We start from the raw sequence: 24,111 nt of genomic DNA on the forward strand, positions 1-24,111 counted from the left end.
CTGGCATTGCGTCGTTGCGACACTGCGGGATTCACCCGGCCAGCCGGATTCTTGGCGTCGTCTTCGAAGTAGGCGCGAAGTACAGTGCGCTGCCACGGGCTGATCTTGACACCAGCGGCAACCGCATAGCGGTCGCTGGGCCATGGCGATGCGTCGTTCACCATGCGGACCTACGTCCACGGCCAGAAGGACGCTCTCGCCGAGGCCGCCGCCGTCATGCAGGCGGTTACCGGACTTCAGGAGGCGCATTGATCGTCTACGACCAGACGGCCTCCGAAGTCGGACAGCTCGCCGTGAAAACCTGCGGCACCCGGGCGTGGCGGTGGGTCGTGATGCCCTTGAGATGAAGGCTCTCCGAAGACCGAGAACGGTGAGCACGTTGCCGCTCACGAAGCAACTGCGGGATGTACTCCGGGCAGCCTGGAAGCAGTACTGCTAGGAGAAACTGGCCGCCGGAAAATCCTGGAGCGGCGAGGACAGCTATGTCGTCTGCGACGAACTGGGGCGTCCCTACAAGCCAGCACAGCTCAGCTTCCAGTGGAAGATGCTGCTCCGCCGCGCGGGCGTCAAAGAGATCCGGCTCCAGGACGCCCGGCACACGATATCGGGCCAGCGCAGGCCGCACATCTCGCCACGGCGCAAACCGTTCAACGACAGGTGCCAGGCGTGCTCCAGCCGCTCCGGATGGCGGAACTTGCTCGGAGGACGTTCGGCCTCGGTGCGGGTGAATGGCTGCCCGGCGACACGAAGGACCTTCTGCAACTCGGCCGGGGTGAAGGTCTGAGACTTCTTGTCGGGGGGATCAGTCCTTCCAGCGGACCGGGGAGAGATAGACGTTCAAACCGACGGCACACCATTCGGTGTGCCGGTCGACTGGGACCGTGCATTGCACTGGCCGCCAGGTTGTTTCGTTGCTGTAGCTGCTCCCGTGGATCGGGTATTGCAACTCGGGATGCTTTGCGCCGCAACGGGGGATCTGCTTGATGTGGGGCTTCTGTGTCCCAGTTCGTGCAGCCTCAGTGACCCGGGCTGTGTGGGGCGGTGGTTTGCGCATGGCTCGCCTCAAGGTGGTGGTGGAAGATGAGGTTCGGCGACGTAGTGCGTCGGTCGATTGAAATCGCCTTGTTTCGCTAACCCCACGCCGGCGCGATTGTCTGCGTAGAGTCAGTTCGACGTTCAGTGGGCGCGAGAGGGGCGCGGAGGGTGGCAACCATGCTCAGGCCCGGCGATGAGTTCGCCGGTTACCGGGTTATTGAGCTGATCGGTGCAGGTGGGATGGGCGAGGTGTACCGTGCGCGCGATCGTGATGGCCTGCCGCGAGATGTGGCGTTGAAGGTGCTCAATGGCGCAGTAAGCCACCAAGAGGACATTCGAGCCCGCTTCCAGCGCGAGGCGAACATCATTGCGGCACTGGATCATCCGAACTTGGTGACCGTGTACGCGCGTGGGCATGAGAACGGTCGCCTCTGGTTCGCGATGCAGTACATCGATGCCGGATCTGGGCCAGGTGATGAAGGCTGGAGCACCAGTCGAACCCGTGAGGGCTGTGCGCATCCTTGGCGAGGTAGCGGCCGCGCTCGACAGTGCACATAAGTCCAACGTTCTGCACCGAGATGTTAAGCCCGCCAACATTCTGCTCACACGCGGTCGACCGGAACGCGCCCTGCTTGCAGACTTCGGGATCGCCAAAGATGTGGATTCGCAAACCGTCGCCACCGCGACCGCCGAGCTGGTCGCAACCTTCAGTTACATAGCGCCGGAGAGAATCACCGCGCCCGGAGAGGTCGACCATCACGCCGATGTCTACTCGCTCGGATGCACCTTCTATCACATGTTGACTGGTGAGCTTCCGTATCCCTACCACGACGTCGCTCCCCTCATCAACGCCCATGTGAATGCTCCGATCCCCTTGCCGACAAAGAAGGTTCCTGGGCTCGACCTCACATTCGACAGGGTGATCAAGCTTGCCTTAGAGAAGGACCCGGGAAAGCGACTGCACAGCTGTCGTGATCTGGCTGAGCTTGCCAGATTGGCTTTGTTGAGCATGCAATACAAGGAAGCAGCAAAACGCCAAGAGCAAGCGCAAGCTACCCTGGCCACCCCATCACGCGATGCGAAGCGTTCCGTCATGGCGGGCGCGAAGATCCAAGCGAGCGAACCTAGTGCGGTTGCATCTGCGGTGAAAACCCCACTGGTTCAGCCGGGGCAACGTGTGCCGCAATCTAAGGCGGCCTCTGCGGTGCCCAAGCCAGCAGTTAAGGCAGCAGCGGCATCCAACCCGCAACCCAAGGCAGCCTCTGCCGCGCCCAAGATGAAGCCGTATTCATATACGTACCAGCCCAAAAGTCATCGCGCGGAGAAGGACCGCTTCTTTACGAAGTTCATGGCCGTGCTTCTAGGTTCGATCGTGTCGCTGGTGTTGGGGTGGTACGGGATCGATCACGGGTATTGGTTCGGATGGGTGCCAGCGGTGCTCGGTGGTGTGGTCTTGGCAGGCATCGTGCTCGTGTTCTTCCTGGCCTGAGACCTTCACGCTTGCTGCTCAATAGCGAGACTCCTTCGACTCCTTGTGCAGCCACGGCACCCGGAGCGCGGCGTATCCCCGCGACTCCGATGCATGGAGATAGCCCGGCTGGACGATGCCGACGACCACGAGCGCTTCGAGAAGATGCCGGTAGGCGTCCCAGGTCATCGGGTGATCGATGTAGAGGTGGTAGTGCCCTTCGGTGGATGAGGGCACCAGAGCCGCGGCGTGCGCGGCCCTCACCTCGCCGCCAGCGCGCGCCGACGTTGATGCGGTGCTTCGCATCTTGAGCCTGGACCGCGTGCGCTTCCGCATTGGCGATCCGGTCGAAGGGGTCGTCGGGCGCATCCTGGACCTACTGGGAGCCGTGGCTGAAGGCGCACCACTCGACGCGACCAGGATGCCGCCGAGTACCGCTACTGAGCGGCATCGGCGGCTTCCTGGACACGGACGATCTCTACTGAGAGGTGCGCCTGACTATGGCAGAGGGCAGTCATCCGTGCAGTGCAGGGCTTGCCGCTGATGGAGTATCGCGTCGATGCGTGCGAGAGCGTTTTCGATCGCGTGCTCAGAGGCGACGCCGCTTGTTTCAAGCTCTTCGAGATGCTTGTCGGCCTTGATCAGTTCACGGCAGAGAGCGCGGCATTTCTGATCACTGCTCTTGAATACCTCGTCGATACGCTTCCGAAGGGCTTCTTCGGTTCGGGGCTGAGCTGATTCGTAGGCCATCTCGCACTCCTATCTGGAGGGGTTGTACCCGTTCAGACCTGGCATGCTTCGGACACAGACGATTGTCGATGCTGCGGGGCGGACGCGTGCGAGTTTTCTTCGATTAGGCCGATCACCGCCTCGGCATACCGAGGGCTCAGCTCTCCAGGTCTTCGATGCTGCTCTCGGCGCTCTGGAGGGCAGCATCTCCTGCGGCGAGGTCGTTCACGGTCGCCGACAGTTCCTTCACCAGGTCGCGCAACGACCTCGCGTAGACGAGGACTTCTCTCGGCCGGTCCCCCGCTTCGGCGAGCCGGATCAGCTGGTCGACGTTCTCCTCCATCTCGGCGAGCCGGCCACCGCCGACGATGGGCGGGATTCCGCCGCGGTGAGACAGGCGTGCGCTCCCCAGGCGAGCCCGGCTGCGATGCCGTGGCTGCGTTGGTCGGCGTCGGCGTCGGTGAGTACCTGGGTATACAGCAAATGGCTGGCGAAGGGGTACTCGCCGCGGTTGAGGGAGTCCAGCAAGGCGGCGCGGGCGTAGGCGAGATTCGCTTCGACGTCGCCCGCGTAGGGGCTCTCGATGATCACCAATGGGGGCGTGTGGATCGGCATGTCGATGGGCTCTTTCTGGTACGTGTGTGCAATTTTTGTGACACACCGTGACCCACCGGGGGTGTGTACATGCATGTACAGCCCGATGCATCAATACCCGAAACCGCAGGTCAGGGACCTTTGATGCCCTCTACTGAACCGGACAAAACGCCATGCACTCGCCTTGAAAGCGAGCGTTGTGAAAGCAACCGGGGGTTCAAATCCCTCCGCTTCCGCGTGAAGATGCTGGCGGCCAAGGGATTTCAGACCCCTTGGCCGCCGGCATTTCGCATTACCGGGCGGGGAGGTTCGCGAGCCAGTCGCGGATGATCGGGTCGGTGACCTCGGGGTGGGTGAACGGCACCGAGTGGGCCGCGCCCAGTCCCTCGATGGTCTCGACCCGGGTCGGACCGCCCAGCTGCGCGGCCAGTTCCTCGGTCTGGCGGCGGCTGTGGATCTGATCCTGCACCCCGTGCATCAGCAGCGCGGGCGCGGTGATGTCCTTGACCAGGTCGACGATGGACTCACGATCGATGAGGCAGCGTCCGGCCTGCTCGAGCCGGCGCCGATCGGAGGCATTCCACTTGTCGAGCCAGTAGCGGCGCTGTTCGCGGGTGCCGCCGATCATCTGCACCGCGATCGGGGTGGCGATGGGCTCCAGCGGGACGTCGCCCAGGATCCACTGGTTCATGATGATCATCTCGAAGCCAACGGATTCCGCGTCGTCGTAGGCGTCCGCCCGGGTGCCGATCAGGATCAGGCCGCGCACCCGCGCGGGCTGCAGCAGCGCCATGCGCATGCCGATCCAGCCGCCCTGCAGCAGGCCGCCCACGACCAGCCGGTCCAGGCCGAGGTGATCGATGACAGCCCATGCGTCCCAGGCCAATCGCCAGTTGTCGAACGGCTCGGCCGGGTCCTCGGTGTGGCCGTGGCCGCGCGCGTCGATGGTGACGACCCGGTAGTCCGGGGCCAGGGACGCCTCCTGGGCGGCCCACATCTCGGTGTCCTGGAAGAAGCCGTGCATCAGCAGCACCGCCGGGCCGTCGCCGCCGGTGTCGCGATAGTGGATCTTCGCCCCGTCTTCGGTCGTCACGAACGGCATGCGGCGGCGCCCCCTGTCAGGTCTTCGGTTGCGCCGGTGTGGATTCGAGGCGCGTGCCGACCCTAACAGGAACGTGTTCTAGATGAAGCGCGCGATCGTCGCCGGATCGGTGGCGAACTCCAGGAACGCGTCGTTCTCGTGCGGATCGCCCGCCGTGACGCGCACGCCGTCCGCGCCGTAGGGCCGGATGATGACCCCCGCCTCGGTGCTGGCCGTCCCGTATTCGGCGCTGCGGTCGCCCAGCGGCAGCCAGACGAAGTTGGCGTGACTCACCGGCACCCGGTAGCCCGCCGCCAGCAGCGCGGCGCGCATGCGATCCCGTTCGGCCACAACCGCATCGGTGCGCTCGATCAGCTCCGGCCGCGCCTCCAGTGACGCGATGGCCGCCGCCTGCGCCACCCGGCTCACGCTGAACGGGATGTGCACCTTCATCAGCGCGGTGATCACCTCGGGCGCGCCGACCGCGTAGCCGACGCGCAGCCCCGCGAGGCCGTACGCCTTCGAAAACGTGCGCAGCACCAGCACATTCGGGCGCGTGCGGCCCAGTTCGACGCCGTCCGGGAAGTCCTCGGCGGGCATCCGCACGTACTCGAAATACGCCTCGTCCAGCACCACCAGGACGTCGGAGGGCACCGTGTCGAGGAACTCCACGAGCTCGGCCCGGCCACGCGCTGTGCCGGTCGGATTGTTCGGGTTGCACACGAACACCACGCGGGTCTTCGGGGTGATCGCCGCCGCCAAAGCGTCCAGGTCGTGGGTGAATTCACCGTCCAGCGGCACCTGCACCGCCTTCGCGCCCGCCACCTGGGTGACGATCGGGTACGCCTCGAACGAGCGCCACGCGAACAGCACCTCGTCGTCGGGGTTGCGGCAGGTGATCTGCACCAGCTCCTGGCACAGCGCGACGCTGCCGCACCCGGCCGCCACGTTCTCCAGCTCCACGCCCAGGAAATCCGCGATGGCGCCACGCAATTCGATGGCGTGGTTGTCCGGGTACCGGTTGGACAGCTCGACCGCCTCGGCAATGGCCTTGGTCACCGACGGCAGCGGCGGGAAGGTGGTCTCGTTGCTGGCCAGCTTCACCGCGCCGGGGTGGGTCTTGCCGGCGACGTACGCGGGGATGGCATCGAGGTCCGGGCGAATGTGCGCGCTCACCCCTCCACCCTATGTGCAGTGCCGGCGGGGTCGCCCGGGGGTGTCGTCCGGTTTGCGCGAATGCCGGCCGGGGTTCGCTCGCCCACCCCGAGCTGGGCTCGAATCGCGCTCGGCTGGAGTGTCTCCGGCCCTCCTGACCGGCGGAAAGATTTATCCCGTTTTTACCTAGCACAACTACAGTGGCCCTATGTCGGGCATCTATCGAGAACTGGCCCCTGTGCACGACACCACCGCGATAGCGCTGACCGTGCTCGAACCCGAGGGACACACGCGCGGCGGCATCGTGGTGTTGCACGAATCACGTGAATTCACCGAGCCATTGCTGGAACTCATGCGAGCGCTCGCCGCCGACGGCTGGACCGTCATCGCCCCCGACCTGTTCCACCGCCCCGCCAACGGCAGCCTCGTCGACCGTGTCTTCGGCGACGACCTCTTCGCCGACTTCGACGCCTGCTTCGAGTGGCTCACCGGACACGGCGTCTTCCGCGACTGCATCGGCGTCCTCGGCTTCGACTCCGCCGGCACCGCCGCCGCCCTGGTCGCCACCAACCGCCGCGTCGGCGCGGCCGTCAGCGTCGCCGCCCCCGGCATCGAAACGCCCCTCACCGAGCAGGCCGTCGCCCTGCTCGCCGCCGCGCCCGCCTTCCAGGCCCCTTGGCTAGGCCTGTTCGGCGAGGACGACCCGCGCACGCCGCCCGATCAGGTGGACCGCCTGCGCGAGGCCGCCGCCCGCGCCGACGTCGCCACCCTGGTGGTCACCTACCCCGGTCTCCACCACCGCCCCGACCAACCCGGCTTCGACCCCACCGCCCTCGACGACGTCTCCGTGCTCGACGCACAGACCAGAATCTACGAATGGTTCGACTCGCACCTACGCTGACCAGCCGATTTGGCCTATTGGTCACCCGCTGTGTAATCTTCTGTCCCGGCGGTTCGAAAGGAACCGGCGCCCTCGAAGAGGGGCACCAGGAGGCGTGCCAGAGCGGCCGAATGGGACTCACTGCTAATGAGTTGTCCCTTCACGGGGACCGGAGGTTCAAATCCTCTCGCCTCCGCCACTACCCGGTACGCCGGGTGGACATTTGAATAGACATGCGCCCGTAGCTCAACGGATAGAGCATCTGACTACGGATCAGAAGGTTAGGGGTTCGAATCCCTTCGGGCGCACAACAGAAAGAAGCCCTGACCAGCACTTTAGCGGTCAGGGCTTCTTTCGTTTGAGCAATCATCCGGCGTCGATGTCACGAGTTGTCACAACCGCCCCCAAAATCGCGGCGGCGTCGGCGAGGGCGTGCTCCTGGGAATGGGCGTAGGTGCGCTGGGTGAAACTGGCATCGGTGTGCCCGAGCCACTCGGCGATCACGGCAATCGGGACCTTCCGCAGGTGCATGGTCGTGCCCGCGGTGTGCCGACAGTCGTGCAACCGAATGTGACGGACCCCGGCCGCTTTCGCCGTTCTCGTCCAGGCGTGAGACAACGTGTGCGGGTGATACGGGTTGCCCGCCTCATCGCACGCCACGTACCCGCCCCTGCCGTAGGCGTCGCCGACCGCCAGCTTCTCCACGACCTGCCGACAATGCGCCCGCTTCAGTACCTCCACCAGGTCCTCGTCCATGGGCAGGGTGCGTTTGGACGCCTCGGTCTTGGGTTCGTCCTCGATCGCGGTACCGCCCGCCGCCGCCCGGCCGATCTCGATCGTGAGCGTCTTGGCATCGAAATCGATATTCCGCCAGCGCAGTCCGCCGATCTCACTCCGGCGAAGGCCCCGCAGCGCGAGGTGCCAGAGATGCTCGTTACGGTCCTCGGTCAGGCTGTCGAGCACCTGGCGCACCTCCTCGGCGGTGTAGGTGTCCGGCTTCCTGCGCCGCCGCGGCACCGCCTTGATCTGCTCGGCGACATTGCGCGCCACCAGCTTCCGGTCCACCGCGTAGTCGAGCACCATCGAGGTGCTGTCCACCGTGCGGTTCAGCGATCGGGCAGCCCAGGGCCGCCGCACCCGGCCTTTCGCCGTCAGAGTGCCACCCTCGCGCAGCGCCACCACCAGCTCGTCCAGATGCTTGCGGGTCAGCTTCTGCACCGCCAGCGTGCCGTACTGCTGCTTGACCGGCGCGAGGTCGTACTCGTACCCGGCGAGGGTGGTCCGGCGCACCGAGTGCAGGCTCTTCAACCAGTCGTCAATGATCTCGGCCACGGTCACATCCTTCCGTGGCACGAAGGTGCCGGAGGCGGCCTGATCGAGGAACTTGGCGAGCGCGTCGCGAGCCTCCTTCTCGGTCTTGAACCGGCGGCGGATCTGGTGACGCTTGCCGGTCTCGGGATCACGTCCGGCGTCGGCGACCACCTCGTAGCGGACGACATCCTTCTTGGTGCGCCGGTCGGTGACCATCATTTTCGTGATCTGCGGCGGCAGCTGCTGGCGGCTCATGCGGCTACCCCATCCAGCTTCGCGATGTAGTCCGCCACGGCCTGCTCGGTGACGAAGCGCCGACGGCCGATCTTCACCGACCGCAGTTCGCCGGAGATGATCAGTTCGTAGTACTTGCTGTGCCCGATCGGAATCCGCTTCCGGACTTCCTGTTCGGTGAGTAGCTGAGACATTCCCGCCCCTTCCTAGGCCATCGTGGAATCAGTTGCCGAACGTTGTTGCGCTGCCGCGGCGCGGTGGGCCCGCATGCGGCAGGCCGTCGAGCAGAAGCGGGCCCGCCGACCTGTCGCGGCCGGGGTGAGGACTTTCGAACACCGTGGTGCGGCACACCGAGTTTCGTAACCAGAGACCTCCGAATCGGCATTGTTGTTACGAAACCCGTTCAGCGGCAGTGCTTCCGGCTCAGTGATGACCAGGGGGTGATTGGCCCACAGCACCTCGGTTCGGTCCTTGCGGGCACCTCCTTGCGTGGTGAAGGCGGCCATTTCGTAGCGGTACCAGTGCGGGTACAGCTCGCGGTCGTAGAGGTCGCTGGCGTAGCCGGAGAGCACCACGGAGGCCTGGCAGGTGTGAAGGGCCGCCGCCAAGTCCCTGTGTTCGGTGTCGTCGGTCATTTCGTGGCGGTAGTTGCGGTCACGGGTGGTGCCCAGGTAGGGCGGGTCCACGTACAGCAGGGTTGAGCGGTGGCGGCCGTAGGTGGCGATCAGCTCCAGCGCGGGGCGCGACTCCAACGACACCCCCGCCAGGCGTTCGGCGGCGGGCAGCATTCGTTCCAGATAGGCGGCCAGATATCCGGGCATGGAGACGTTCGAGCCGTGTGGGTCCACGTGGTGACGCCACCCGGTGCGACGCAGAGTTCCGGTGCGGGACTGGGTGATTCGCACCCACACCTGGCGGGCCCGCTCCAACTCGTCCACGCCGGACAGGTCACCGCGCGAGGCCTGCTGCTCGGCGCGAGCGTGGGGAGTCAGCGCACACACCCGTGCCAAGTCGTGCGGACGATCGCGCAGCACCCGCCAGAACGTCATCAGGTCGCCGTCGATGTCGTTGACGGTCTCCATCTTCGCCGCAGGCTTGGCCAGCAGCACCGCCAGCGACCCGGCGAACGGTTCGACGTAGTGGCGGTGCGTGGGCAGCAGGGCCGCGATGCGAGGCGCGAGGGTGGTCTTACCCCCGTAGTAGGCCATTGGCGGTTTCATCGAACAGCCCCCGGTTACGCTGCGCGGCCGGTTGCCGAAGTATCCGGCCCGTCCGGAGGTGCGGCCGCCAGCTGGGCTTTGAGGTACTCCGCGCGCCATGCCGTCCGCTTGGCGATCACGGCCATGATCAGGTGTTCGCGCAGCGGTCGATCCGGGTCGCCGGGCTGGACCGGGCGCATGCGGTGGCGGCTGGTGTCGGGCTTGAGGATTCCGACCCTGGCGAGCAGTTGCCGAACAAACTCGGCACGGTCGGCGCGGTGGTCGGGAAGGGTCTTGCCGGTCCAGCGGCGCGAAACCAGCACGCGGCGGCCGGGCAGGCCGAGGGTGTCGCGGCGGTGGGCCTTGCCCTTGCAGTGGCCGGGCACGGTCTTGTCGGAGACGCCGCGGGGGACGATGCCGTAGCGCAACCACACCGGGCACTTCTCCGAGCACGGGGTGAGCGTCAGTTCATGGTGCAGGCGGTCGTAGTGGGCGCGGACGCGGGCCGAGTCCGTGTCCAACACCTCGCCAATGGACTTGGTCAGGTACTTGGTGACGTAGCGGATGGTGCGGTTGGCCTCGGTGCCGGCCACCACGCCCTGAATGTGGCGGGGATCGACCTGGGCGCCGAAACGGATGGTGTGGGCCGGTTCGAACTCGTCCACCTGCCCGATCACGTCGAGGGCGTCGTCGATCGAGGGCAGGACGCGGCCGGTCCGCGGATCGGTGAAGGTGACCCCGTTCCAGACCGGCATCCGGTCGTCGTCGTATTGCGGGTGATCGAAGTGCGGCACCCACGCCTGATGGTAGGTGGCGTCGGTGACCAGGCGAATCAGCTTGCGCGACACCGGAGTCCGCAGCAACACGTGGATGTGCGGGGCACCGCGCTTCTGCGGTTCGACGACCGCGAAGTACTGGATGTCGTAGCCGACCACGCGGCGCAGATTCTGAACCCAGCGGTCGAACAGCGCGGAGAAGTAGACGATGTCGCGGGCCGCGCGGCTGTAGTCGTAGGTGCGGGGGTCGCGCGGGGAACCATCGGAGCAGACCTTGCCCTGGGCGTCGCGGGCACCGACGCGGTTGATCGGGCCGTAGGAGGGCAGGGTCAAGGTGATGAACATGCCGGGCAGCCACTTGCCGTCCAGCACTTCGCCGATGGTGCGTTTGGTGACCTTGCGCCGCGGCAGGTTCGGGGCATCCTGGCGGCGGCGGGTCGAACGCTGCCGGCGAGGCTTGGCGGTGGCGTCCAGATCGGGCAGCCGTCCCCGAACTCCCGATTCCCGCAGGTCGATATCCACGGCGGCCACGACCGTCCGGAGCATCTCGGCGAGTTCGTCGTCGCCGGCTTCCTTCGCCTGGTGGTATTCGGCGGCCAGTTCCGCGCGGTCGGTCAGTGCTCGGATCTGCCAGTCGGAGGGGTCGGTGTTCGGGTCCACCGGTTCCTTATCGAGGTGCCATCCTTCGGTGCATTGCTGAATGCGCAGGGCACGAGCGGCTTTCGCGCAGGCCGGGCAGGCCGATTCCATGGTGGACTTGCAGGGCGCGCCCTCGTAGGTGATCTTCCCGGTGTCCGGGTCGAACACCCGCATTGCGATCGGACGCTTGCACACCTCGTACTTCTCGGCGGCAGCCTGGGCGATGTCGTGCAGATCCGGCAGAGCACGGCGAGCAGCCGCGGTATCGGTGTCCGGTGCCGGCGAGTCCTGGGTGTGATCGTCGGTGCTCATCAGGCGGCGTCCTTCCGGGTCTTGCGGTGGCTAGGCAGGGTGCGCCAGGCATCAACGGGCAGGGTGATCGGTTCGGCGAGGGAATCGCCGTGGCGGAACACCAGTTCCACGAGCGCGGGTCCAGCGTCGATAGCGCGGCATTCGCGGGCACCGAACGCGTGGGCCAGCCGGACGACGCGGGTGTGGTAGTCCTCGGGGGACTGGCCGGGCAGCATCCGCACCCGGACCCGGTCGATGGTGTCGCCGATGGTGACCGTGCGCAGCCGCGGGACGTAGAGGGCACCGGCGTCGCCCTCAGTGAGCTTGCAGGCGGTGAGCATGCGCGCCCAGCGGCGGCGGTAGCGGAACCAGCGCAGGAACCGCACCCGCGCCCGATCGGTGACCCAACGTCGGAACGAGTCCGGTCGGAGGGCCAGCCACAAGCCCAAACCGGCGAACCCGAGTGCGGCCACCACGACGCCGGCGGGCCAACCGAGCAGGAATCCGGCGGTGAGGGCCGCGCCGATCGGGAGCGAGACCATCGGGAACAACAGCGCCCACCAGAGCGTGACGAACACCGCGGTGAGCAGGCCGACGAGGAGATTCCCGAGAGCGGTGAGAACAAAGTCCATGAGGTCGAATTCGCCGGCGGGGCGGGCGTGACGGGTAGGCGTGCTGGTCATGACTGGTTTCCTTCTCTGGGATCGAACAGCGACAGTTGGCCCTCGCAGGTCCACGTGCGAGGAATGTCCTTGCCCGCCGGCTTGCGAGGGCGCTTGGACTTGGCCACCTGATCGGCGGCGGCCTGGACAATCGGATTCACTTGCGAGGCAGACTGTTTGCGCTCGGATGCGGTCATGCCGCCCACCGCCCGCCGTCGTGGTCCACGGCCAAGCCGAGGGTGTCGTCGTCCTCGATGGGGTCGGCGGCGGTGTGCAACGGGTCGAAGCCCTGGCGTTCGAGCCAGAACCGCAGCGAGATCTGTGAGTCCAGGCCGTGTTCGTAGCGGTGACGGATGCTCATGATCGGGTCTCCTGTCCGATCGGGAGGGACAGTTCGGCGTAGACACGCACACCGCCGTCCCGGTTGCGGTAGGTGTGGTCGTCGACCATGACGCGGAACGCATGCGAGCCGATCAGGTCCGCGAGAACCGCGGTGATATCGCCCAAGTCCCCCGAAAGGCGCAGGCGGACAATCCCGTTCATGCCGCCACCGCCGGGCCGTCGCCGGTCTCCTCGTCGCCGAGGTCGTCTGGGTCGAAACCGCTGTAGTCCTCGGCGGGACCGGTGATTTCCGGGGCCGGCGAGTACATGTCCACGATCCGGTCAGCGACGTAATCGGGAATCATGAAGGCCCGTACCCGAACGAATTCGGCGGTACCGTCCTCACCGACGTAGCCGACACCGGGCGTCAATTCCGAGATCTCGTCGCAGCGGGCACCACGGTCCTTCGCGCCCTGGCCGTGGACCATGGCGTTCTGGGTCGGCTCATCCAGCCGCAGCCCGATCCGGACCGGGAACAACTGCCGGTTGGGCATCGTCTCCTTGGACGGGTCCTGCAAGGCGGCGATGACCGTCACCGCGGCGGCGCGGCCCTTGGACAGCAGCAGCCCGGTCAGGCGGCGGAATTCCTGCTGCTGGTCGCGGTCGGCGTAGGAGGACAGCGAGGCGGCCTCGTCGATGATGATCAGAATCAGGGGTTCGTCCACGGTCGGGACGAGCTTGCGGATTCCTTCGGCACGCATGCGGGCCAGGCGGTCGTCCATCACCTCAACCGCTTCACGCAGCATCGCGAGGATGGTTTCCGCGTCGGTGGTGAACCGCACGAACAGCCGGCCCTCACCGCGCCCGAACTCCGCACCGCCCTTCGGGTCCGCCATCCACACATCCACCAGACCGGCCTTGATCGCCGGGCCGAGGGCATTGAGGATCGACCACAACACCGAACCCTTCCCGGAGCCGGTAGCACCGGCGAGCAGGATGTGGGCGTAAAGGACGCGCAGCAGCCACGGCAACCTGTCCTCCCGCATACCCACATGGGCCGCTTCGAGATCCACAGCATCGGGAGCCATTGCCGGCGTCATCACCGGGGCGGCGAGCGTGTCGAAGGCCCTGACGTGCAAGAGAATCCGGGAAGGCTCCGGAGTTGTCGCCAACACCTTCGGAACCATGAGGTAGTGGGCCAGGGCGTCGAGCATTTCCGGGTCGGTCCAGGTCTTGGTGGACTGTCCGCACAGCAGCGTCCACTCCACCTCCATGCCGGTCTCGGAGTAGTCCCACCACTCCAGCCGCGGGAAACCCCGATCCATCGCGCCCAGGCCCAGCGTGGCAAGCATGGACATGCGACGGGAATTGTCGGCGAGAACCTCTACCGCCCTGGACAACTCGGCCGGAGCCGCGGCAAGCAGCAGCTCGAAGTCGGTGGGTTTGCGGCCGCGCAGAATCCAGGCCGTGGACCCGAGCGCGGCCAGCGCGGGAACGGCGAGCGGAACGAACGTGAACAGGGACATCACGCACCCCCAACAGGGACGGAGATCGGAAGCATGGTTTGCAGCGGAAGCGCGGGCCGCAGCGGCTTTGCCACGGCCGGCGCACGAGCAGGGACGGGAACGGGTTGGGGAGTCGGAGCAGGAGCCGGCGACGCTGCCGGTTCGACCGTGTCCACGCTGACCGGGTCCGACTCAGGGAGTTCTTGAACGACCGCCTCAGCAACCGGTGCTGAAACACGGTGTGCTGCACGGAAAAGCAGTGCGAGCCCGTGGGTATCGGCGAGCAAACTCAGCGGTGCGATAGCTGCCACCAACGCGCAGGCCCACGGGGGAAGCGACTTACCGGCGGCGACCGCGTGCAGGCTGTTGCCGGCGATCGAGACCATGGCACCGATGACCAGAACCCGCCGGAACCATTGCCGTTCCGGGGAATTCGCCAGCACCAGTGCGCCCACGGTGGCCTCGATGATGGTGCCGTCCACGATCATCGGGAACAGCCACGCATCCGAGGCCGGAATGTGGGCCAGTATCGCCAGATCCCGCAGGGTGGCGAACGAGAGCCAGAAGGCGGCCATGCCCACGGCCACCGTGGTGGTGACCGCGAACAGGCGGGCTACGACCATGGCACGGGAGCGCTCGGCGATGTCCATCACGCAACCCCCGCCATCCCGTCAAAACCGAGCCGAAAGGGAGCGCTCATCGCGGGTCACCGACCACGGTCGAAGCGACGCAGAACGGCGCACAGACACCCGGGACCGGGCTCGGGGCCGGCGGGCTGGATTCCCGCGGACCGAAGGCCAGCAGCACCGCCACCGGAAAGAAGGCGATCGCCGCCAGCATCAAACCGGCCATGTAGATCATCCGGAGCAGATTCATCACCGCACCGCCTTCATGCTCACCTGCGGGAAGAACGCCGCCAACGCCTCGCACAGATCGGCCTGCAAGGCCACAGCCTGAGCGAACGGCAGGTGGACCGAGACATCGCCACCGAAGCGGACGATCACGATCTGTTCGCCGTACTGATTGGTCCAGTGCTCCGCGGACGCCTTGCCGTGGATGCCGACCGACACGAACGACTCGTTGGGCTTGCCGCTCATCACGCCACCACCCGCAGCGCGAACACCGAATCCTTCAGCGCCACATCGTGTTCCACCAGCGCGACTCCGAGGCCGTAGAACAACTCCCGGGCATCGTCGATGTCGAGGTCCAGGCCCGCGACGTAACCGGCGAACCGAACCCGGATCTGGGCCGGGCACAGGCCGCCCTGATCGAGGCTCTGCGGGGCGAACTCCACCGAGCGCACCCCGGTCGTCACCACATAGGTGGTCACCTGCACCGACATCACGACACCGCCTCGGACTCGTTCGCGGAACGGCCGTTACGGGACGGACGCGACGCGGGGACATCCGCCGGCGGCTGGTTCGAGCCGGAGGTGTCGCCGACGATGCCGGTCGCCCGCAGGGTCCAGCCGATCGACTTGTACTGACCGTCACCGACGACGCGGGGCTTGACCTGCAAGCCAGCCAGCACGACCGGGGTGTAACCGGGCATGATCGGCGACGCCGAGGGAACCGGCTGGTGGTCCGAGACGAACGTGACGTCCAGGGTCTTGCCCTTCGAGCCGACGCCGGTCGGGTCGGCCACCGTGCCCTTCCACAGCCGCTTGCCCGTGCCGTTGCCGAAGTCGTCGAGGTCGATCTTCTGCTTCTTGGGCTTGGTGCGGTCCGCGCCGAACTCGGTGATCGGCTCGATGGTGCCGATCAACATCGTCCCCTCCGGGAACACGTCCTCGTACTTCGGCTTGAACCACGCATCCTTGAGAGCCACTGCTCCAACTCCTTGCCTTGACTGAGCTGTCGAACCCCTGATCGAGCTGTCCAATAGGGGTAGCTCTATTTGAGCACTGGCAGGTTGGGTCAGCAATAGGGCTGGTTCTAACTGGCCGCATTCCTCAATTGCCGGAATATGGCTACTCTTAATGCGGACCACAGTGCAGAACGGCGACGAGAGAGCACCCGAGCGACATGAGCGGATACCGAGAAGTGGCGGCCCACCTGCGCGAAGCCATCAACCGGGGCGAATATCTCCCTGGGGCAACGCTTCCCAAGCAGGAGGAGTTAGCCAGCCGTTACGACGTGAACATCAAGACCGTTCGTCAGGCGGTGAACCTGCTCGAAGCCGAGGGGCTGGTAACCCCAATCCGTCGGCGCGGGACCGTCGTTCGCGAGCGCCCACCCATGCGCCGGATGGGCACGGAACGGTACTCGAAGAAGAAGTGGAAGTACGGCGATACGGTCGCCTTCATTGCAGACCGCGAGGCATCCGGCCGGCCGTGGCAGCGAACCGACCAAACGCAGACCGTTGCCCTCGTCGAAGCCGACCTAGAGGTGGCGGAAGCCTATGGGCTGGAACCGAATTCACCGGTATACGAGCGAGCGCGCACGGTGCGAGACGCTGGGCGGCCGACGCACACGCTCACCAGCTACTACCTTCCAAAGATCGTCGAGGGCACACCGCTGGTGGACCCGACGCCAGGCCCCGCTGGTCGGGGTGGCGGCTTTGAAGTGCTCACATTGCAGGGTTACGAGCCCGACCACATGTCGGAAACGATCTTCGCGCGGATGCCAACCCCCGACGAGACGGAAAACTTGGAACTGCCTGCTGGTGAGCCTGTCATGATCCTCACGCGCCGTACCTATACCTCGAATGATGTCCTCATCGAGTTTGCGCGCGGGGTTCATGCGGCATCCCGCTTCTCGTGGACGTACGACTTCAAATTGCCCGAGTAAGAGGAGCAGCCGATGCCAATGACGACCTTGCCCGCGGAACACCGCTCGGATGTCGAACGCCTCTGGGATTACAACCAGATGCACCACGAGGCGAGGCCTGTCGATGTGGGAATCGGACTCGGAGGCCACGACATCGGCGTCGCCACATACGCCGCTGATCTCTACCGTGTTGGCACCTTTCCGTTGATCGTGTTCACGGGCGCAAATGCACCGACCACCGTGGACAGGTTCCCGCGTGGTGAGGCGGTGCACTTCCGTGAGCGAGCCATCGAACTGGGAGTGCCGGCGGAGGCAATCCTGATCGAGCCCGAGGCGACCAACACCGGCGACAACATCGACTTCACTCGCGCTCTGCTCGGCGAGCGCGGCTACTTGGACTCGATCAAGTCGGTGATGCTCATTTCTCGGCCCTACCAACAACGCCGCAGCTTTGCCATCTGTCGGAAGCGTTGGCCCGAGGTGGACGTGGTCTGTGGATCACTCCCGCTCGCGCTGGATGACTATGTCGCGAGTATCGGCGACGTTGATCGCGTTATCAACATGCTTGTCGGCGACACCCAGCGAATCTGGGTCTACCCCGAAAAGGGATGGGCCATAGAGCAAGATGTGCCGCCCGATGTCCGAGCCGCGTACGCATCCCTAGTCGAGGCAGGATTCACACGGCGACTGCTCGATGAGTGACCGACCTCAGCAGTAGGGCTGAACGGTGGCATTCCTAATCTCATCCACTGCCGAATTCCGCCATACAGGATCAAGAGCGGCGCGCAGGCGCGCGCCGCCCCGCGCTACGACGCACTGCGGGCCGCGCTCCGACAAGCTCCGCGCAGCCCGGAGCGTCGGCGCGTTGCGGCACACGCCAGCACGCCGCGAATCGATCCCATTGGGCCACTTCAAGCAACGGACAGGATCGGGAAAGCAGGCGGGCCTGAGAGCCGAGCCCGATCGGCTTGCCTGACCTCCACTGGCGAATCGGCCGGCATCTCCAACCGCGGAGTCCGAAGATGGCCGACTCCTCCACCGGAGCCCCGTCTCAGCCTTCGGAACTCCTCGCGAGAGCAACTCCCCGCCTCCTCATAGGCCCAATTGTCTCGCTCCAGGAGACCGCATCAAGGGCGCTTCGCGTCGGCTACGCCGATGGGCATACGCCCACCCTTGACCCGACCTCCTTCCACAGAGGGCGGCCAGTATGAGGAAGCAGGGAGAAGAACAGTCCCCGGAACGTGGCAAGGCGGCGGATAGACTCCACGTGCGTCAAATTCCCCCAGTCACAACACTTCTAGGAGTCCTCATGGCACCAACCCCATGGCATCCTGACCTGGGAACTATGCCCCCGCCTTGCGAAACGGCCGAAGGCGTGCGAGTGGGGGTCTCTCGTTCGGAGACTGGCGACCAGAATGATGTGCTGCTGAAGCTGGGCGAAGGCCCAGACCAGCAGTGGGTAACGTTCACGCCCTCGCAGGCCCGTGGGCTCGCCTGGCAGCTGACTGAGGTTGCGGATGCTCTGGACGCCGAGTATCCGGGCCAGCCACGCCGGTAGGCCGACCCTTGGTGTCACGGGGCTGTCACAAGTCTCACGGACACTCCCGTACAGACGCTGACGAAACTCCACCGTCGAACGACTCTGCCGGACGATAAAAGAGCCCGCTGACCGGGCCAAATCCGACTACGGATCAGAAGGTTAGGGGTTCGAATCCCTTCGGGCGCACAAACAAAGGCCCCACACCAAACGGTGTGGGGCCTTTGGCTTTTGGCGGATGCGGCTACTTCCAGGCGGCGAGGGCGGGGAGGTCGCCGGTGAGGTCGGCGCCGGGAGCGCGGCCGATGAGCCAGGCGGCCAGGGATGCGGCGGGGCCGGTGATCTCGGGGCCCTGAGTGCCCACTGCGCCGGTGTAGCCGGTGTCGGTGGCGATGACCGTGAAGCCCGCTCCGTCGGTGGGCTTCACCTCCCTCAGGGACTCGGCGAGCAGGCGGGTGGTGAAGTCCTCGGGCCAGTCGGCGGGGGTGTATCCGATGTTCAGGTCGACGTGGTGGATCTCCACCTCCAGCAGGCGCATCCAGATGACGCGGGTCGCGGGGATCTCGCCGCCCATGCGGTTGCGGACGGTGGCGGTCCAGCGGTCGGCGGGCATGACGCGGGCCAGGGCGAGCCAGCGTTCGGCCGAGGCGGTGAGGTCCTCGAGTTGGTCGCGCAGCGCGCGCGGCGCACCGGCCTCGATATCGGATTCGCGGAGGTATTGGCTTGCGTACTGCGGGGTTTCGATGCCGGTGCGGGCCCACAGCAGCAGGTTGACCAGGCTGTCGGCATTGCGGGAGAGGTGCGCGAGCACGTGGCCGCGGGTCCAGCCGGGCAGGAGGGAGGGGTCGACGAGGTCGGCGTCGCTCAGCGCGGCGACCGCGGGGAGCAGGCGCTCGGTCGCGGCGGCGACGGTGTCGAGCTGGGCGGCGGTGTCGGCGAGGTGCGCGTCGCTGGTCACGGTCCGACCCTAACCGCTGCGGGCGGTCAGCGGCCGGACGAGCGCGCGGTGTGCCGGTGCCGGGACGGCGTCCCGGAATCGCGTTCGGCCACAACGATTTGCACGGCCAGCGCCACCAGCCACAGGGACATGGCCCCGACCTGGATGCGCTGCGCGATGCCCAGGCCGTAGTTGCCGGGCAGATTGTCGGCGATCAGCATCCACGCCGTCACCACCGAGCCGACGATCAGAATCCACAAGCCGGTGTGCCGCAGGATCGGCCAGCGCCGGTACTTGAACGCGGCCACCGTGAACGCGATCATCGCGATGTAGATCGAGAAGACGGCCAGGGTGCTGGTCAGCGCGTGAATCTGGTGCAGCTGCGGGAACAGTCCGGTATCCACATAGCGTTTGGGCGCGCCCGGCTCGTCGGGCACGATCGGCCACTGCGCGTCCGCGATGGTCGCCGCGCCGAAGCAGGCCAGCGCCACCCAGCCGATGGTGGAGTAGAGCCGCCGCGAGAACAACAGCACGCCGCCCAGCCCCGCCACCACCAGCAGCGAGCCGGAGACGGTGTCACCGGTGGTGAAGACCCAGCGGAACGGTGCGCCCTTCTCGGCCAGCTGGCTGAGGAAGGTGTTGGTCGGGTTGCTCTGGATGGGCAGGATGAATTCCAGGACCCAGGAGGAGTAGCCGAGTCCGGCGACCGCGATCAAGATCGCGATGAACCATCGCAGTACCCGTCGCCATCGCGGCTGGAGCACGGCCGTGCTCGGAGCCGCCTCGGCTAGTTTCTGCTCGGTTGGCATCACCGCGCTCGCTTTCGCTGGCCTCGCTCACTCGTACTGCCCTGCCCGGCAGTTTTCGATTCGCCCGGACTGGTCGGCTGGTCCGGTTGCTACGTCCATTGTCGCCCATCGGTTAACACAGACGTCACACGCCGCGCGACAACGCGGTCATCACCAGGTCGGCAGCCGATTCGACGGCCTCGTGTTCCCACACCCGCACCACGGTCCAGCCCGCCGCCGCCAGGCGGGCATCGGTGTCGCGGTCGCGCGCCACATTCCCCGCCAGCTTCTCGGACCACCATTCGGCGTTGTTCTTCGGGCGAGTCGCATGCGCCGGACAGCTGTGCCAGAAGCACCCGTCCACATAGACCGCCACCTTCCGCCGCGGGAACACGATGTCCGCCCGCCGCCGTAGTCCCGGCAGCGGCGCCCGGTCCACGAAGTAGCGCTCGCCGCGCCGATGCAATTCCCGCCGCAGGGCCAGCTCCGGCTTCGTCCCCACGCGGCGCTGCTTGGCCATACGGGCGCTGGTAGCCGCGTCGGTGCCCGGCCGCGCATCCGTCATGCGGCCATCCTTGCCGCGCAGGATAGGTCCGGCAAGGTTCACGCGGCTTTGACGGGAGCGCCTCCCATGCGCTCGAGATGGTTCTCGACGTCGTCGAGGAAGCCCTCGGGGAAGCGCAGCGAACCCATCTGGGTGCGGCGCAGGAATCCGGCGGTCGCCCGGGCCGAGAGCAGCCGGGGATCGTCGAGGAACCAGCGCAGGTCCTCGTACGGCGCGTGAACCGGCCAGGTGGACACCGGAACCCGCCGCACCTCCCCGCGATGCCCCCAGGCCGCGGTCGGCCAGCTGCGGCGAGTCAGCGGTTCGCCGTCGGGGACCGGGCCGTCGGCGGGGTCGGTGACGCGCCCGGCGATCCACTCGGCCATGCGCACGCTCACCGCGTTGCCGACCAGCTTCCAGCGATGCCCGGGACGCACGCCCGGGACCTCCAGCGCCGGAGTCGTCCAGTCGCGGTCGAAGCCCTGCAACCGTTCCCCGTCGGTGATGCCCGGGGTCACCAGTTCCCCCGACGGCAGCCGGACGGCGGGCGGGCTGGCGATGCCGAGGCCCGAACCGCCCTTCAGAGTGGGCACCGCGTTCACCGCCCAGCCCAGTCCGCGGTTGCCCTCGGTCCAGTAGAAGCCGCACGGATCGTGCGCCGGATCGCCGACCTCCCGCGGGCCCGCGTCGGTCCCGAACAGGATGGGCCGCGGATCCTCGGTGCGGGAAGCCAGCATCAGCACCCGCTCCCGCCGCTGCGGCAGCCCGAACGCGCGCGCGTCCACCACCCGGTAGGCCCAGGTGTAGCCGAGTTCGGTGAGGGCGTCGGTGATGTGACGCATGGCCGCGCCGCCGCCGAGCTGCAGCATGAACGGCACGTTCTCGATCAGCAGCCAGCGCGGCCCCCGCTTGCGCTTGACCAGCCGGAACACCTCGTCCACCAAACCCGAACGGGAGCCGGTGATTCCGGCCGTGCGCCCGGCCTGGGACAGGTCCTGGCACGGGAATCCGGCCGCCACCAGCTCGATCCCGGATGGCAGCGCGCGCAGCTTGGTCACGTCCGAATGCAGTGGCACGCGGGGGAAATGCGCCGCCAGCACGGCCTGCGCGCCCGAATCGATCTCGCAGAGCAGTTCACTGCGCCACCCGTGGGCCGCGAGCCCGAGTTCCAGCCCACCGATGCCGGCGAACAGGCCGACCATCCGCGCGCCCGTCACAACAGTCCCTTTCACCCCGGAGTCCCCGTGCCGCAGAGCACGTTACTCGAGTCCCCTCATCGACACCGAGCGCAACGCCCGGCGGAGCCGGACATCCAGAGCCGGTCGCTATCATTCGGGCGATCGATCAGCGGGCGCCGGCGTGCGGAAACGCCGAGAACCGCTCCGCACCATTGCGTGTTGATCACGATGTCCGGTCATGGGAGTGATACCGGCCGGGGATCTCGGACGAGCCGGGGCCTGCAACTACGGTTATAGGCGTGACGGATAACGGGAGTGAGGACGCCAAGCCGGTGGCGCCGCGGTGGCCGGCCATTCTCACCTGGCGCGCACACAACGCCTCACGCATGGAATCGGTGCGGGTGGTGGTGAGCGGCAACCGGATTCGCGCCGCGGGCCGGATCATCGCCGGTGACTGCGCGGACCATCCCGCGTTCAGCGCCTCCTACGACCTGGTCACCGATGAATCCGGGGTCACCAAGCGGCTGTCGCTGCGCAGCACGCTGGCCACCGGCGAACGCCACGCCTCGATCGCGCGCGACGAGGAGGACTACTGGCTGATCGACGCCGGAAACACCCATGTGCGCTCCACCTTCGGCGGGGCGCTGGACGTGGACGTGGTGCTGAGCCCGTTCTTCAACACGCTCCCGATCCGCCGCTACGGGCTGGCCCGGGCGAGCGAGGACGTGCAGGTTCCGGTCGTCTACGTGCGGCTACCGGACCTGCTGGTGCAGGAGGCCAGCCTCACGTACAGCAGCGGGCCGGACGGCATCCACGTGCTGTCCCCGGTGTCCTCGGCGACCGTCACCGTCGACCAGGACGGATTCCTCCTCGACTATCCGGGCCTGGCCGAACGGATCTGATCCCGGTCAGTCGAGGGACGTGAGAACGCCGCCGGCGCGCCCGGCGTCGATGAGCTTGGTGAGCCAGTTGCGCTCGCCCAGGCTGATGTCGGTGATCGGCCAGCGCTCGTTGTCCTCGTAGTCGGTGCGGGCGTCGTGACCGGCCTCGGTCAGTTCGGTGATGGTGCCGTCGCCGCGCAGGCTGTCGCGGGCCTGGGTGAGCACCTCGAGGGTGTCGTCGAGGACGTCCAGCAGGGCGGCGGCATTGGGTTCGCAGATGGCGCGGACCAGTTCGGGGGAGGTGGCGGCGACGCGAGTGCCGTCGCGGAAGGAGCCCGCCGCGAGGCCGAGCGCCAGCGGGCCGCCGTTGGCGCCTTCGATGGCGAGGGCCTCGGCGAGCACGTGGGGTAGGTGCGAGATGCGGGCGACCGCGCGGTCGTGCTCCACCGCCAGCACCGGGACCACCACCGCGCCGCAGTCCAGGGCGAGCTGGGCGACGCGCCGGAAATTGTCGGCGTGCACGCCCGGGTCCACGCTGACCGCCCAGGCGGCGTTCTTGAACAGGTCGGGAGTGGATGCGGCCCAACCGGATTCGCTGGTCCCGGCCATCGGGTGACCGCCCACGTAGCGGGCGCCCAGTTCGTGGCGTTGCACGGCGGCCGCGACCGGGGACTTCACGCTCACCACGTCGGTGAGCACGCAGTCGGGTGCGAAGGTCTTCACATCGGAGAGCACCGCGTCGATGGCGGGCATGGGCACGCCGACCACGATCAGCGCGTCGCGTTCGGCGGCGCGCGACAGCACCGCCTCCACGTCGCTGATCACGTCGTAGCCGTCCATCCGCGCGGCCTTGGCGCCGACCTCGGACCGGTTGTAGCCGAAGGCCTCGTAGCCGCCGGCGGCGGCGGCCCGCAGGACCGAACCGCCGATCAAACCGGTACCCAGGACGCAGACAGCTGGTTTCGAAGTGCCCGTCATGCGATCAGATTCGCATACGACTTCAACATTTCCCCCGAAGCGGACTACCGTTGCGCGCATGGCAGCACAACGCTCGAGCACGAACAGGGCGGCGTCGGACGACTTCGACGACGTGGAAGGGTTCGCGGTGGCCGTTGTCCGTGAGGAAGCCAACTGGAAGGTGACGTCGCTGAGCGACGCGTCCCTGACCAGTTTGTCCGCGGCCGAAGACGAGTTGCGCGCGCTGCGCAGTTCCGGCGCGGTGTTCGGCCTGATCGACGTCGACGACGAGTTCTTCATCATCCTGCGCCCCGGCCCGACGGGTAGCCGCATCCTGATCTCGGACGCCACCGCTGCCATCGACTACGACATCGCGGTCGACGTACTCGAGGAACTCAATGTCGAGGTCCCCGACATCGACCCCGACGAGATCGACGACGTCGAACCGTGGGAAGAGGGCGACCTCGGCGTCCTCTCCGACCTCGGCCTGCCCGAGCCGGTGCTGGCGGTCATCCTCGCCGAGACCGACCTCTACCCCGACGAGCAGCTCGGCATGATCGCCCAGCGACTCGGCTTCGCCAACGAGTTCTCGGCGGTCCTGGACAAGCTCCCGCGTTGACCGGCTCGCTCGCCGCCGATGA

At 66.8% G+C, this 24,111-nt stretch carries 31 protein-coding genes, 2 tRNA genes and 1 pseudogene; 9 read left to right on the forward strand and 25 right to left on the reverse strand.

The window, feature by feature from the left end; all coding sequences use genetic code 11:
• Window positions 1–510 precede the first annotated feature (510 nt).
• The gene (locus ACFRAQ_RS24365) at window positions 511–762 is read right to left on the reverse strand and encodes a hypothetical protein (RefSeq protein WP_379103288.1); all 252 of its coding nucleotides are present in this window, start codon (window positions 760–762) and stop codon (window positions 511–513) included.
• A 513-nt stretch (window positions 763–1,275) separates the two neighbouring features.
• Between ACFRAQ_RS24365 and ACFRAQ_RS24370 the strand changes: the two are divergent.
• A pseudogene (locus ACFRAQ_RS24370) lies at window positions 1,276–2,524 on the forward strand (serine/threonine-protein kinase).
• Between the two features lie 18 nt (window positions 2,525–2,542).
• Here ACFRAQ_RS24370 and ACFRAQ_RS24375 read toward each other — a convergent pair.
• Window positions 2,543–2,839 (reverse strand): hypothetical protein, encoded by a 297-nt coding sequence (locus ACFRAQ_RS24375; RefSeq protein WP_379103291.1) that lies wholly within the window; start codon window positions 2,837–2,839, stop codon window positions 2,543–2,545.
• A gap of 198 nt (window positions 2,840–3,037) precedes the next feature.
• Here ACFRAQ_RS24375 and ACFRAQ_RS24380 point away from each other — a divergent pair, with 198 nt between their 5' ends.
• Window positions 3,038–3,241, forward strand: coding sequence for a hypothetical protein (locus tag ACFRAQ_RS24380; protein ID WP_379103293.1), 204 nt, complete (start codon window positions 3,038–3,040; stop codon window positions 3,239–3,241).
• Window positions 3,242–3,389: 148 nt separating this feature from the next.
• Here the strand turns inward: ACFRAQ_RS24380 and ACFRAQ_RS24385 are convergent, their stop codons facing one another.
• From ACFRAQ_RS24385 to hisC, 4 genes are all read right to left on the reverse strand, one after another.
• Complete coding sequence (locus tag ACFRAQ_RS24385) at window positions 3,390–3,575, reverse strand: hypothetical protein (protein ID WP_379103295.1); 186 nt, start codon at window positions 3,573–3,575, stop codon at window positions 3,390–3,392.
• Window positions 3,551–3,847 carry a hypothetical protein gene (locus ACFRAQ_RS24390; protein ID WP_379103297.1) on the reverse strand — a complete coding sequence of 99 codons (297 nt, stop codon included), beginning with the start codon at window positions 3,845–3,847 and terminating at the stop codon, window positions 3,551–3,553. Before ACFRAQ_RS24390 ends, ACFRAQ_RS24385 begins: the two co-directional genes overlap by 25 nt.
• A gap of 271 nt (window positions 3,848–4,118) precedes the next feature.
• The gene (locus ACFRAQ_RS24395; RefSeq protein ID WP_379103299.1) at window positions 4,119–4,919 is read right to left on the reverse strand and encodes an alpha/beta fold hydrolase; all 801 of its coding nucleotides are present in this window, start codon (window positions 4,917–4,919) and stop codon (window positions 4,119–4,121) included.
• Window positions 4,920–5,006: 87 nt separating this feature from the next.
• Window positions 5,007–6,083, reverse strand: a complete 1,077-nt coding sequence (gene hisC / locus ACFRAQ_RS24400) for a histidinol-phosphate transaminase (RefSeq protein ID WP_379103301.1) — start codon at window positions 6,081–6,083, stop codon at window positions 5,007–5,009.
• A gap of 187 nt (window positions 6,084–6,270) precedes the next feature.
• Here hisC and ACFRAQ_RS24405 point away from each other — a divergent pair, with 187 nt between their 5' ends.
• From ACFRAQ_RS24405 to ACFRAQ_RS24415, 3 genes are all read left to right on the forward strand, one after another.
• Entirely contained in the window at window positions 6,271–6,963 is a 693-nt protein-coding gene (locus tag ACFRAQ_RS24405; protein ID WP_379103303.1) for a dienelactone hydrolase family protein, read from the forward strand.
• Between the two features lie 88 nt (window positions 6,964–7,051).
• Window positions 7,052–7,141 (forward strand) — tRNA-Ser (locus ACFRAQ_RS24410).
• A gap of 36 nt (window positions 7,142–7,177) precedes the next feature.
• A tRNA-Arg gene (locus ACFRAQ_RS24415) sits at window positions 7,178–7,250 on the forward strand.
• Between the two features lie 58 nt (window positions 7,251–7,308).
• Here the strand turns inward: ACFRAQ_RS24415 and ACFRAQ_RS24420 are convergent.
• The 14 genes from ACFRAQ_RS24420 to ACFRAQ_RS24485 are packed head-to-tail and all read right to left on the reverse strand — an operon-like array spanning window position 7,309 to window position 15,707.
• Window positions 7,309–8,508: a tyrosine-type recombinase/integrase gene (locus ACFRAQ_RS24420; protein ID WP_379103305.1), complete on the reverse strand. Its 1,200-nt coding sequence runs from the start codon at window positions 8,506–8,508 to the stop codon at window positions 7,309–7,311.
• The gene (locus tag ACFRAQ_RS24425) at window positions 8,505–8,681 is read right to left on the reverse strand and encodes a helix-turn-helix domain-containing protein (protein WP_379103307.1); all 177 of its coding nucleotides are present in this window, start codon (window positions 8,679–8,681) and stop codon (window positions 8,505–8,507) included. Before ACFRAQ_RS24425 ends, ACFRAQ_RS24420 begins: the two co-directional genes overlap by 4 nt.
• Window positions 8,682–8,693: 12 nt before the next feature.
• Window positions 8,694–9,707 carry a DNA adenine methylase gene (locus tag ACFRAQ_RS24430; protein ID WP_379103309.1) on the reverse strand — a complete coding sequence of 338 codons (1,014 nt, stop codon included), beginning with the start codon at window positions 9,705–9,707 and terminating at the stop codon, window positions 8,694–8,696.
• A 14-nt stretch (window positions 9,708–9,721) separates the two neighbouring features.
• Complete coding sequence (locus ACFRAQ_RS24435; RefSeq protein WP_379103311.1) at window positions 9,722–11,413, reverse strand: replication initiator; 1,692 nt, start codon at window positions 11,411–11,413, stop codon at window positions 9,722–9,724.
• On the reverse strand, window positions 11,413–12,075 hold the full coding sequence (locus ACFRAQ_RS24440; protein WP_379103313.1) for a hypothetical protein: 663 nt from the start codon (window positions 12,073–12,075) through the stop codon (window positions 11,413–11,415). Before ACFRAQ_RS24440 ends, ACFRAQ_RS24435 begins: the two co-directional genes overlap by 1 nt.
• Entirely contained in the window at window positions 12,072–12,251 is a 180-nt protein-coding gene (locus ACFRAQ_RS24445; protein ID WP_379103315.1) for a hypothetical protein, read from the reverse strand. The genes ACFRAQ_RS24440 and ACFRAQ_RS24445 overlap by 4 nt, the downstream gene beginning before the upstream one ends.
• Window positions 12,248–12,415: a hypothetical protein gene (locus tag ACFRAQ_RS24450; RefSeq protein ID WP_379103317.1), complete on the reverse strand. Its 168-nt coding sequence runs from the start codon at window positions 12,413–12,415 to the stop codon at window positions 12,248–12,250. The genes ACFRAQ_RS24445 and ACFRAQ_RS24450 overlap by 4 nt, the downstream gene beginning before the upstream one ends.
• Complete coding sequence (locus tag ACFRAQ_RS24455; protein ID WP_379103319.1) at window positions 12,412–12,597, reverse strand: hypothetical protein; 186 nt, start codon at window positions 12,595–12,597, stop codon at window positions 12,412–12,414. The genes ACFRAQ_RS24450 and ACFRAQ_RS24455 overlap by 4 nt, the downstream gene beginning before the upstream one ends.
• Window positions 12,594–13,901, reverse strand: a complete 1,308-nt coding sequence (locus ACFRAQ_RS24460) for an FtsK/SpoIIIE domain-containing protein (RefSeq protein WP_379103321.1) — start codon at window positions 13,899–13,901, stop codon at window positions 12,594–12,596. The genes ACFRAQ_RS24455 and ACFRAQ_RS24460 overlap by 4 nt, the downstream gene beginning before the upstream one ends.
• The gene (locus ACFRAQ_RS24465) at window positions 13,901–14,530 is read right to left on the reverse strand and encodes a DUF2637 domain-containing protein (RefSeq protein WP_379103323.1); all 630 of its coding nucleotides are present in this window, start codon (window positions 14,528–14,530) and stop codon (window positions 13,901–13,903) included. Before ACFRAQ_RS24465 ends, ACFRAQ_RS24460 begins: the two co-directional genes overlap by 1 nt.
• Window positions 14,531–14,576: 46 nt before the next feature.
• Entirely contained in the window at window positions 14,577–14,756 is a 180-nt protein-coding gene (locus ACFRAQ_RS24470; RefSeq protein WP_379103326.1) for a hypothetical protein, read from the reverse strand.
• Complete coding sequence (locus tag ACFRAQ_RS24475) at window positions 14,756–14,977, reverse strand: hypothetical protein (protein WP_379103328.1); 222 nt, start codon at window positions 14,975–14,977, stop codon at window positions 14,756–14,758. The genes ACFRAQ_RS24470 and ACFRAQ_RS24475 overlap by 1 nt, the downstream gene beginning before the upstream one ends.
• Window positions 14,977–15,222 (reverse strand): hypothetical protein, encoded by a 246-nt coding sequence (locus ACFRAQ_RS24480; RefSeq protein ID WP_379103330.1) that lies wholly within the window; start codon window positions 15,220–15,222, stop codon window positions 14,977–14,979. Before ACFRAQ_RS24480 ends, ACFRAQ_RS24475 begins: the two co-directional genes overlap by 1 nt.
• The gene (locus ACFRAQ_RS24485; RefSeq protein ID WP_379103333.1) at window positions 15,222–15,707 is read right to left on the reverse strand and encodes a hypothetical protein; all 486 of its coding nucleotides are present in this window, start codon (window positions 15,705–15,707) and stop codon (window positions 15,222–15,224) included. The genes ACFRAQ_RS24480 and ACFRAQ_RS24485 overlap by 1 nt, the downstream gene beginning before the upstream one ends.
• Window positions 15,708–15,922: 215 nt before the next feature.
• On the opposite strand from ACFRAQ_RS24485, the gene ACFRAQ_RS24490 reads away from it, so the two are divergent.
• Window positions 15,923–16,669 (forward strand): GntR family transcriptional regulator, encoded by a 747-nt coding sequence (locus tag ACFRAQ_RS24490; protein WP_379103334.1) that lies wholly within the window; start codon window positions 15,923–15,925, stop codon window positions 16,667–16,669.
• Between the two features lie 12 nt (window positions 16,670–16,681).
• The gene (locus tag ACFRAQ_RS24495; RefSeq protein WP_379103336.1) at window positions 16,682–17,350 is read left to right on the forward strand and encodes a YdcF family protein; all 669 of its coding nucleotides are present in this window, start codon (window positions 16,682–16,684) and stop codon (window positions 17,348–17,350) included.
• 1,079 nt (window positions 17,351–18,429) lie between these two features.
• Here the strand turns inward: ACFRAQ_RS24495 and ACFRAQ_RS24500 are convergent.
• The 4 genes from ACFRAQ_RS24500 to ACFRAQ_RS24515 form a co-directional block, all read right to left on the reverse strand.
• A complete protein-coding gene (locus ACFRAQ_RS24500; protein WP_379103338.1) occupies window positions 18,430–19,143 on the reverse strand; it encodes a maleylpyruvate isomerase family mycothiol-dependent enzyme in 714 nt (237 codons plus the stop codon).
• A 26-nt stretch (window positions 19,144–19,169) separates the two neighbouring features.
• Window positions 19,170–19,931, reverse strand: a complete 762-nt coding sequence (locus ACFRAQ_RS24505; protein ID WP_379103340.1) for a DUF998 domain-containing protein — start codon at window positions 19,929–19,931, stop codon at window positions 19,170–19,172.
• 124 nt (window positions 19,932–20,055) lie between these two features.
• On the reverse strand, window positions 20,056–20,475 hold the full coding sequence (locus tag ACFRAQ_RS24510) for a very short patch repair endonuclease (RefSeq protein WP_379103342.1): 420 nt from the start codon (window positions 20,473–20,475) through the stop codon (window positions 20,056–20,058).
• Between the two features lie 38 nt (window positions 20,476–20,513).
• A complete protein-coding gene (locus ACFRAQ_RS24515; RefSeq protein WP_379103775.1) occupies window positions 20,514–21,656 on the reverse strand; it encodes a DNA cytosine methyltransferase in 1,143 nt (380 codons plus the stop codon).
• Between the two features lie 275 nt (window positions 21,657–21,931).
• Between ACFRAQ_RS24515 and ACFRAQ_RS24520 the strand changes: the two genes are divergently transcribed.
• Window positions 21,932–22,534, forward strand: a complete 603-nt coding sequence (locus tag ACFRAQ_RS24520) for a putative glycolipid-binding domain-containing protein (RefSeq protein WP_379103344.1) — start codon at window positions 21,932–21,934, stop codon at window positions 22,532–22,534.
• 6 nt (window positions 22,535–22,540) lie between these two features.
• On the opposite strand, the gene ACFRAQ_RS24525 is transcribed toward ACFRAQ_RS24520, so the two are convergent.
• Complete coding sequence (locus ACFRAQ_RS24525) at window positions 22,541–23,491, reverse strand: prephenate dehydrogenase (protein WP_379103346.1); 951 nt, start codon at window positions 23,489–23,491, stop codon at window positions 22,541–22,543.
• A 58-nt stretch (window positions 23,492–23,549) separates the two neighbouring features.
• On the opposite strand from ACFRAQ_RS24525, the gene ACFRAQ_RS24530 reads away from it, so the two are divergent.
• Window positions 23,550–24,089: a tRNA adenosine deaminase-associated protein gene (locus ACFRAQ_RS24530; protein WP_379103348.1), complete on the forward strand. Its 540-nt coding sequence runs from the start codon at window positions 23,550–23,552 to the stop codon at window positions 24,087–24,089.
• Window positions 24,090–24,111: the final 22 nt, after the last annotated feature.

Origin of the sequence: Nocardia sp. NPDC056611 (genome assembly GCF_042792755.1) — a bacterium.
GTDB lineage: Bacteria > Actinomycetota > Actinomycetes > Mycobacteriales > Mycobacteriaceae > Nocardia.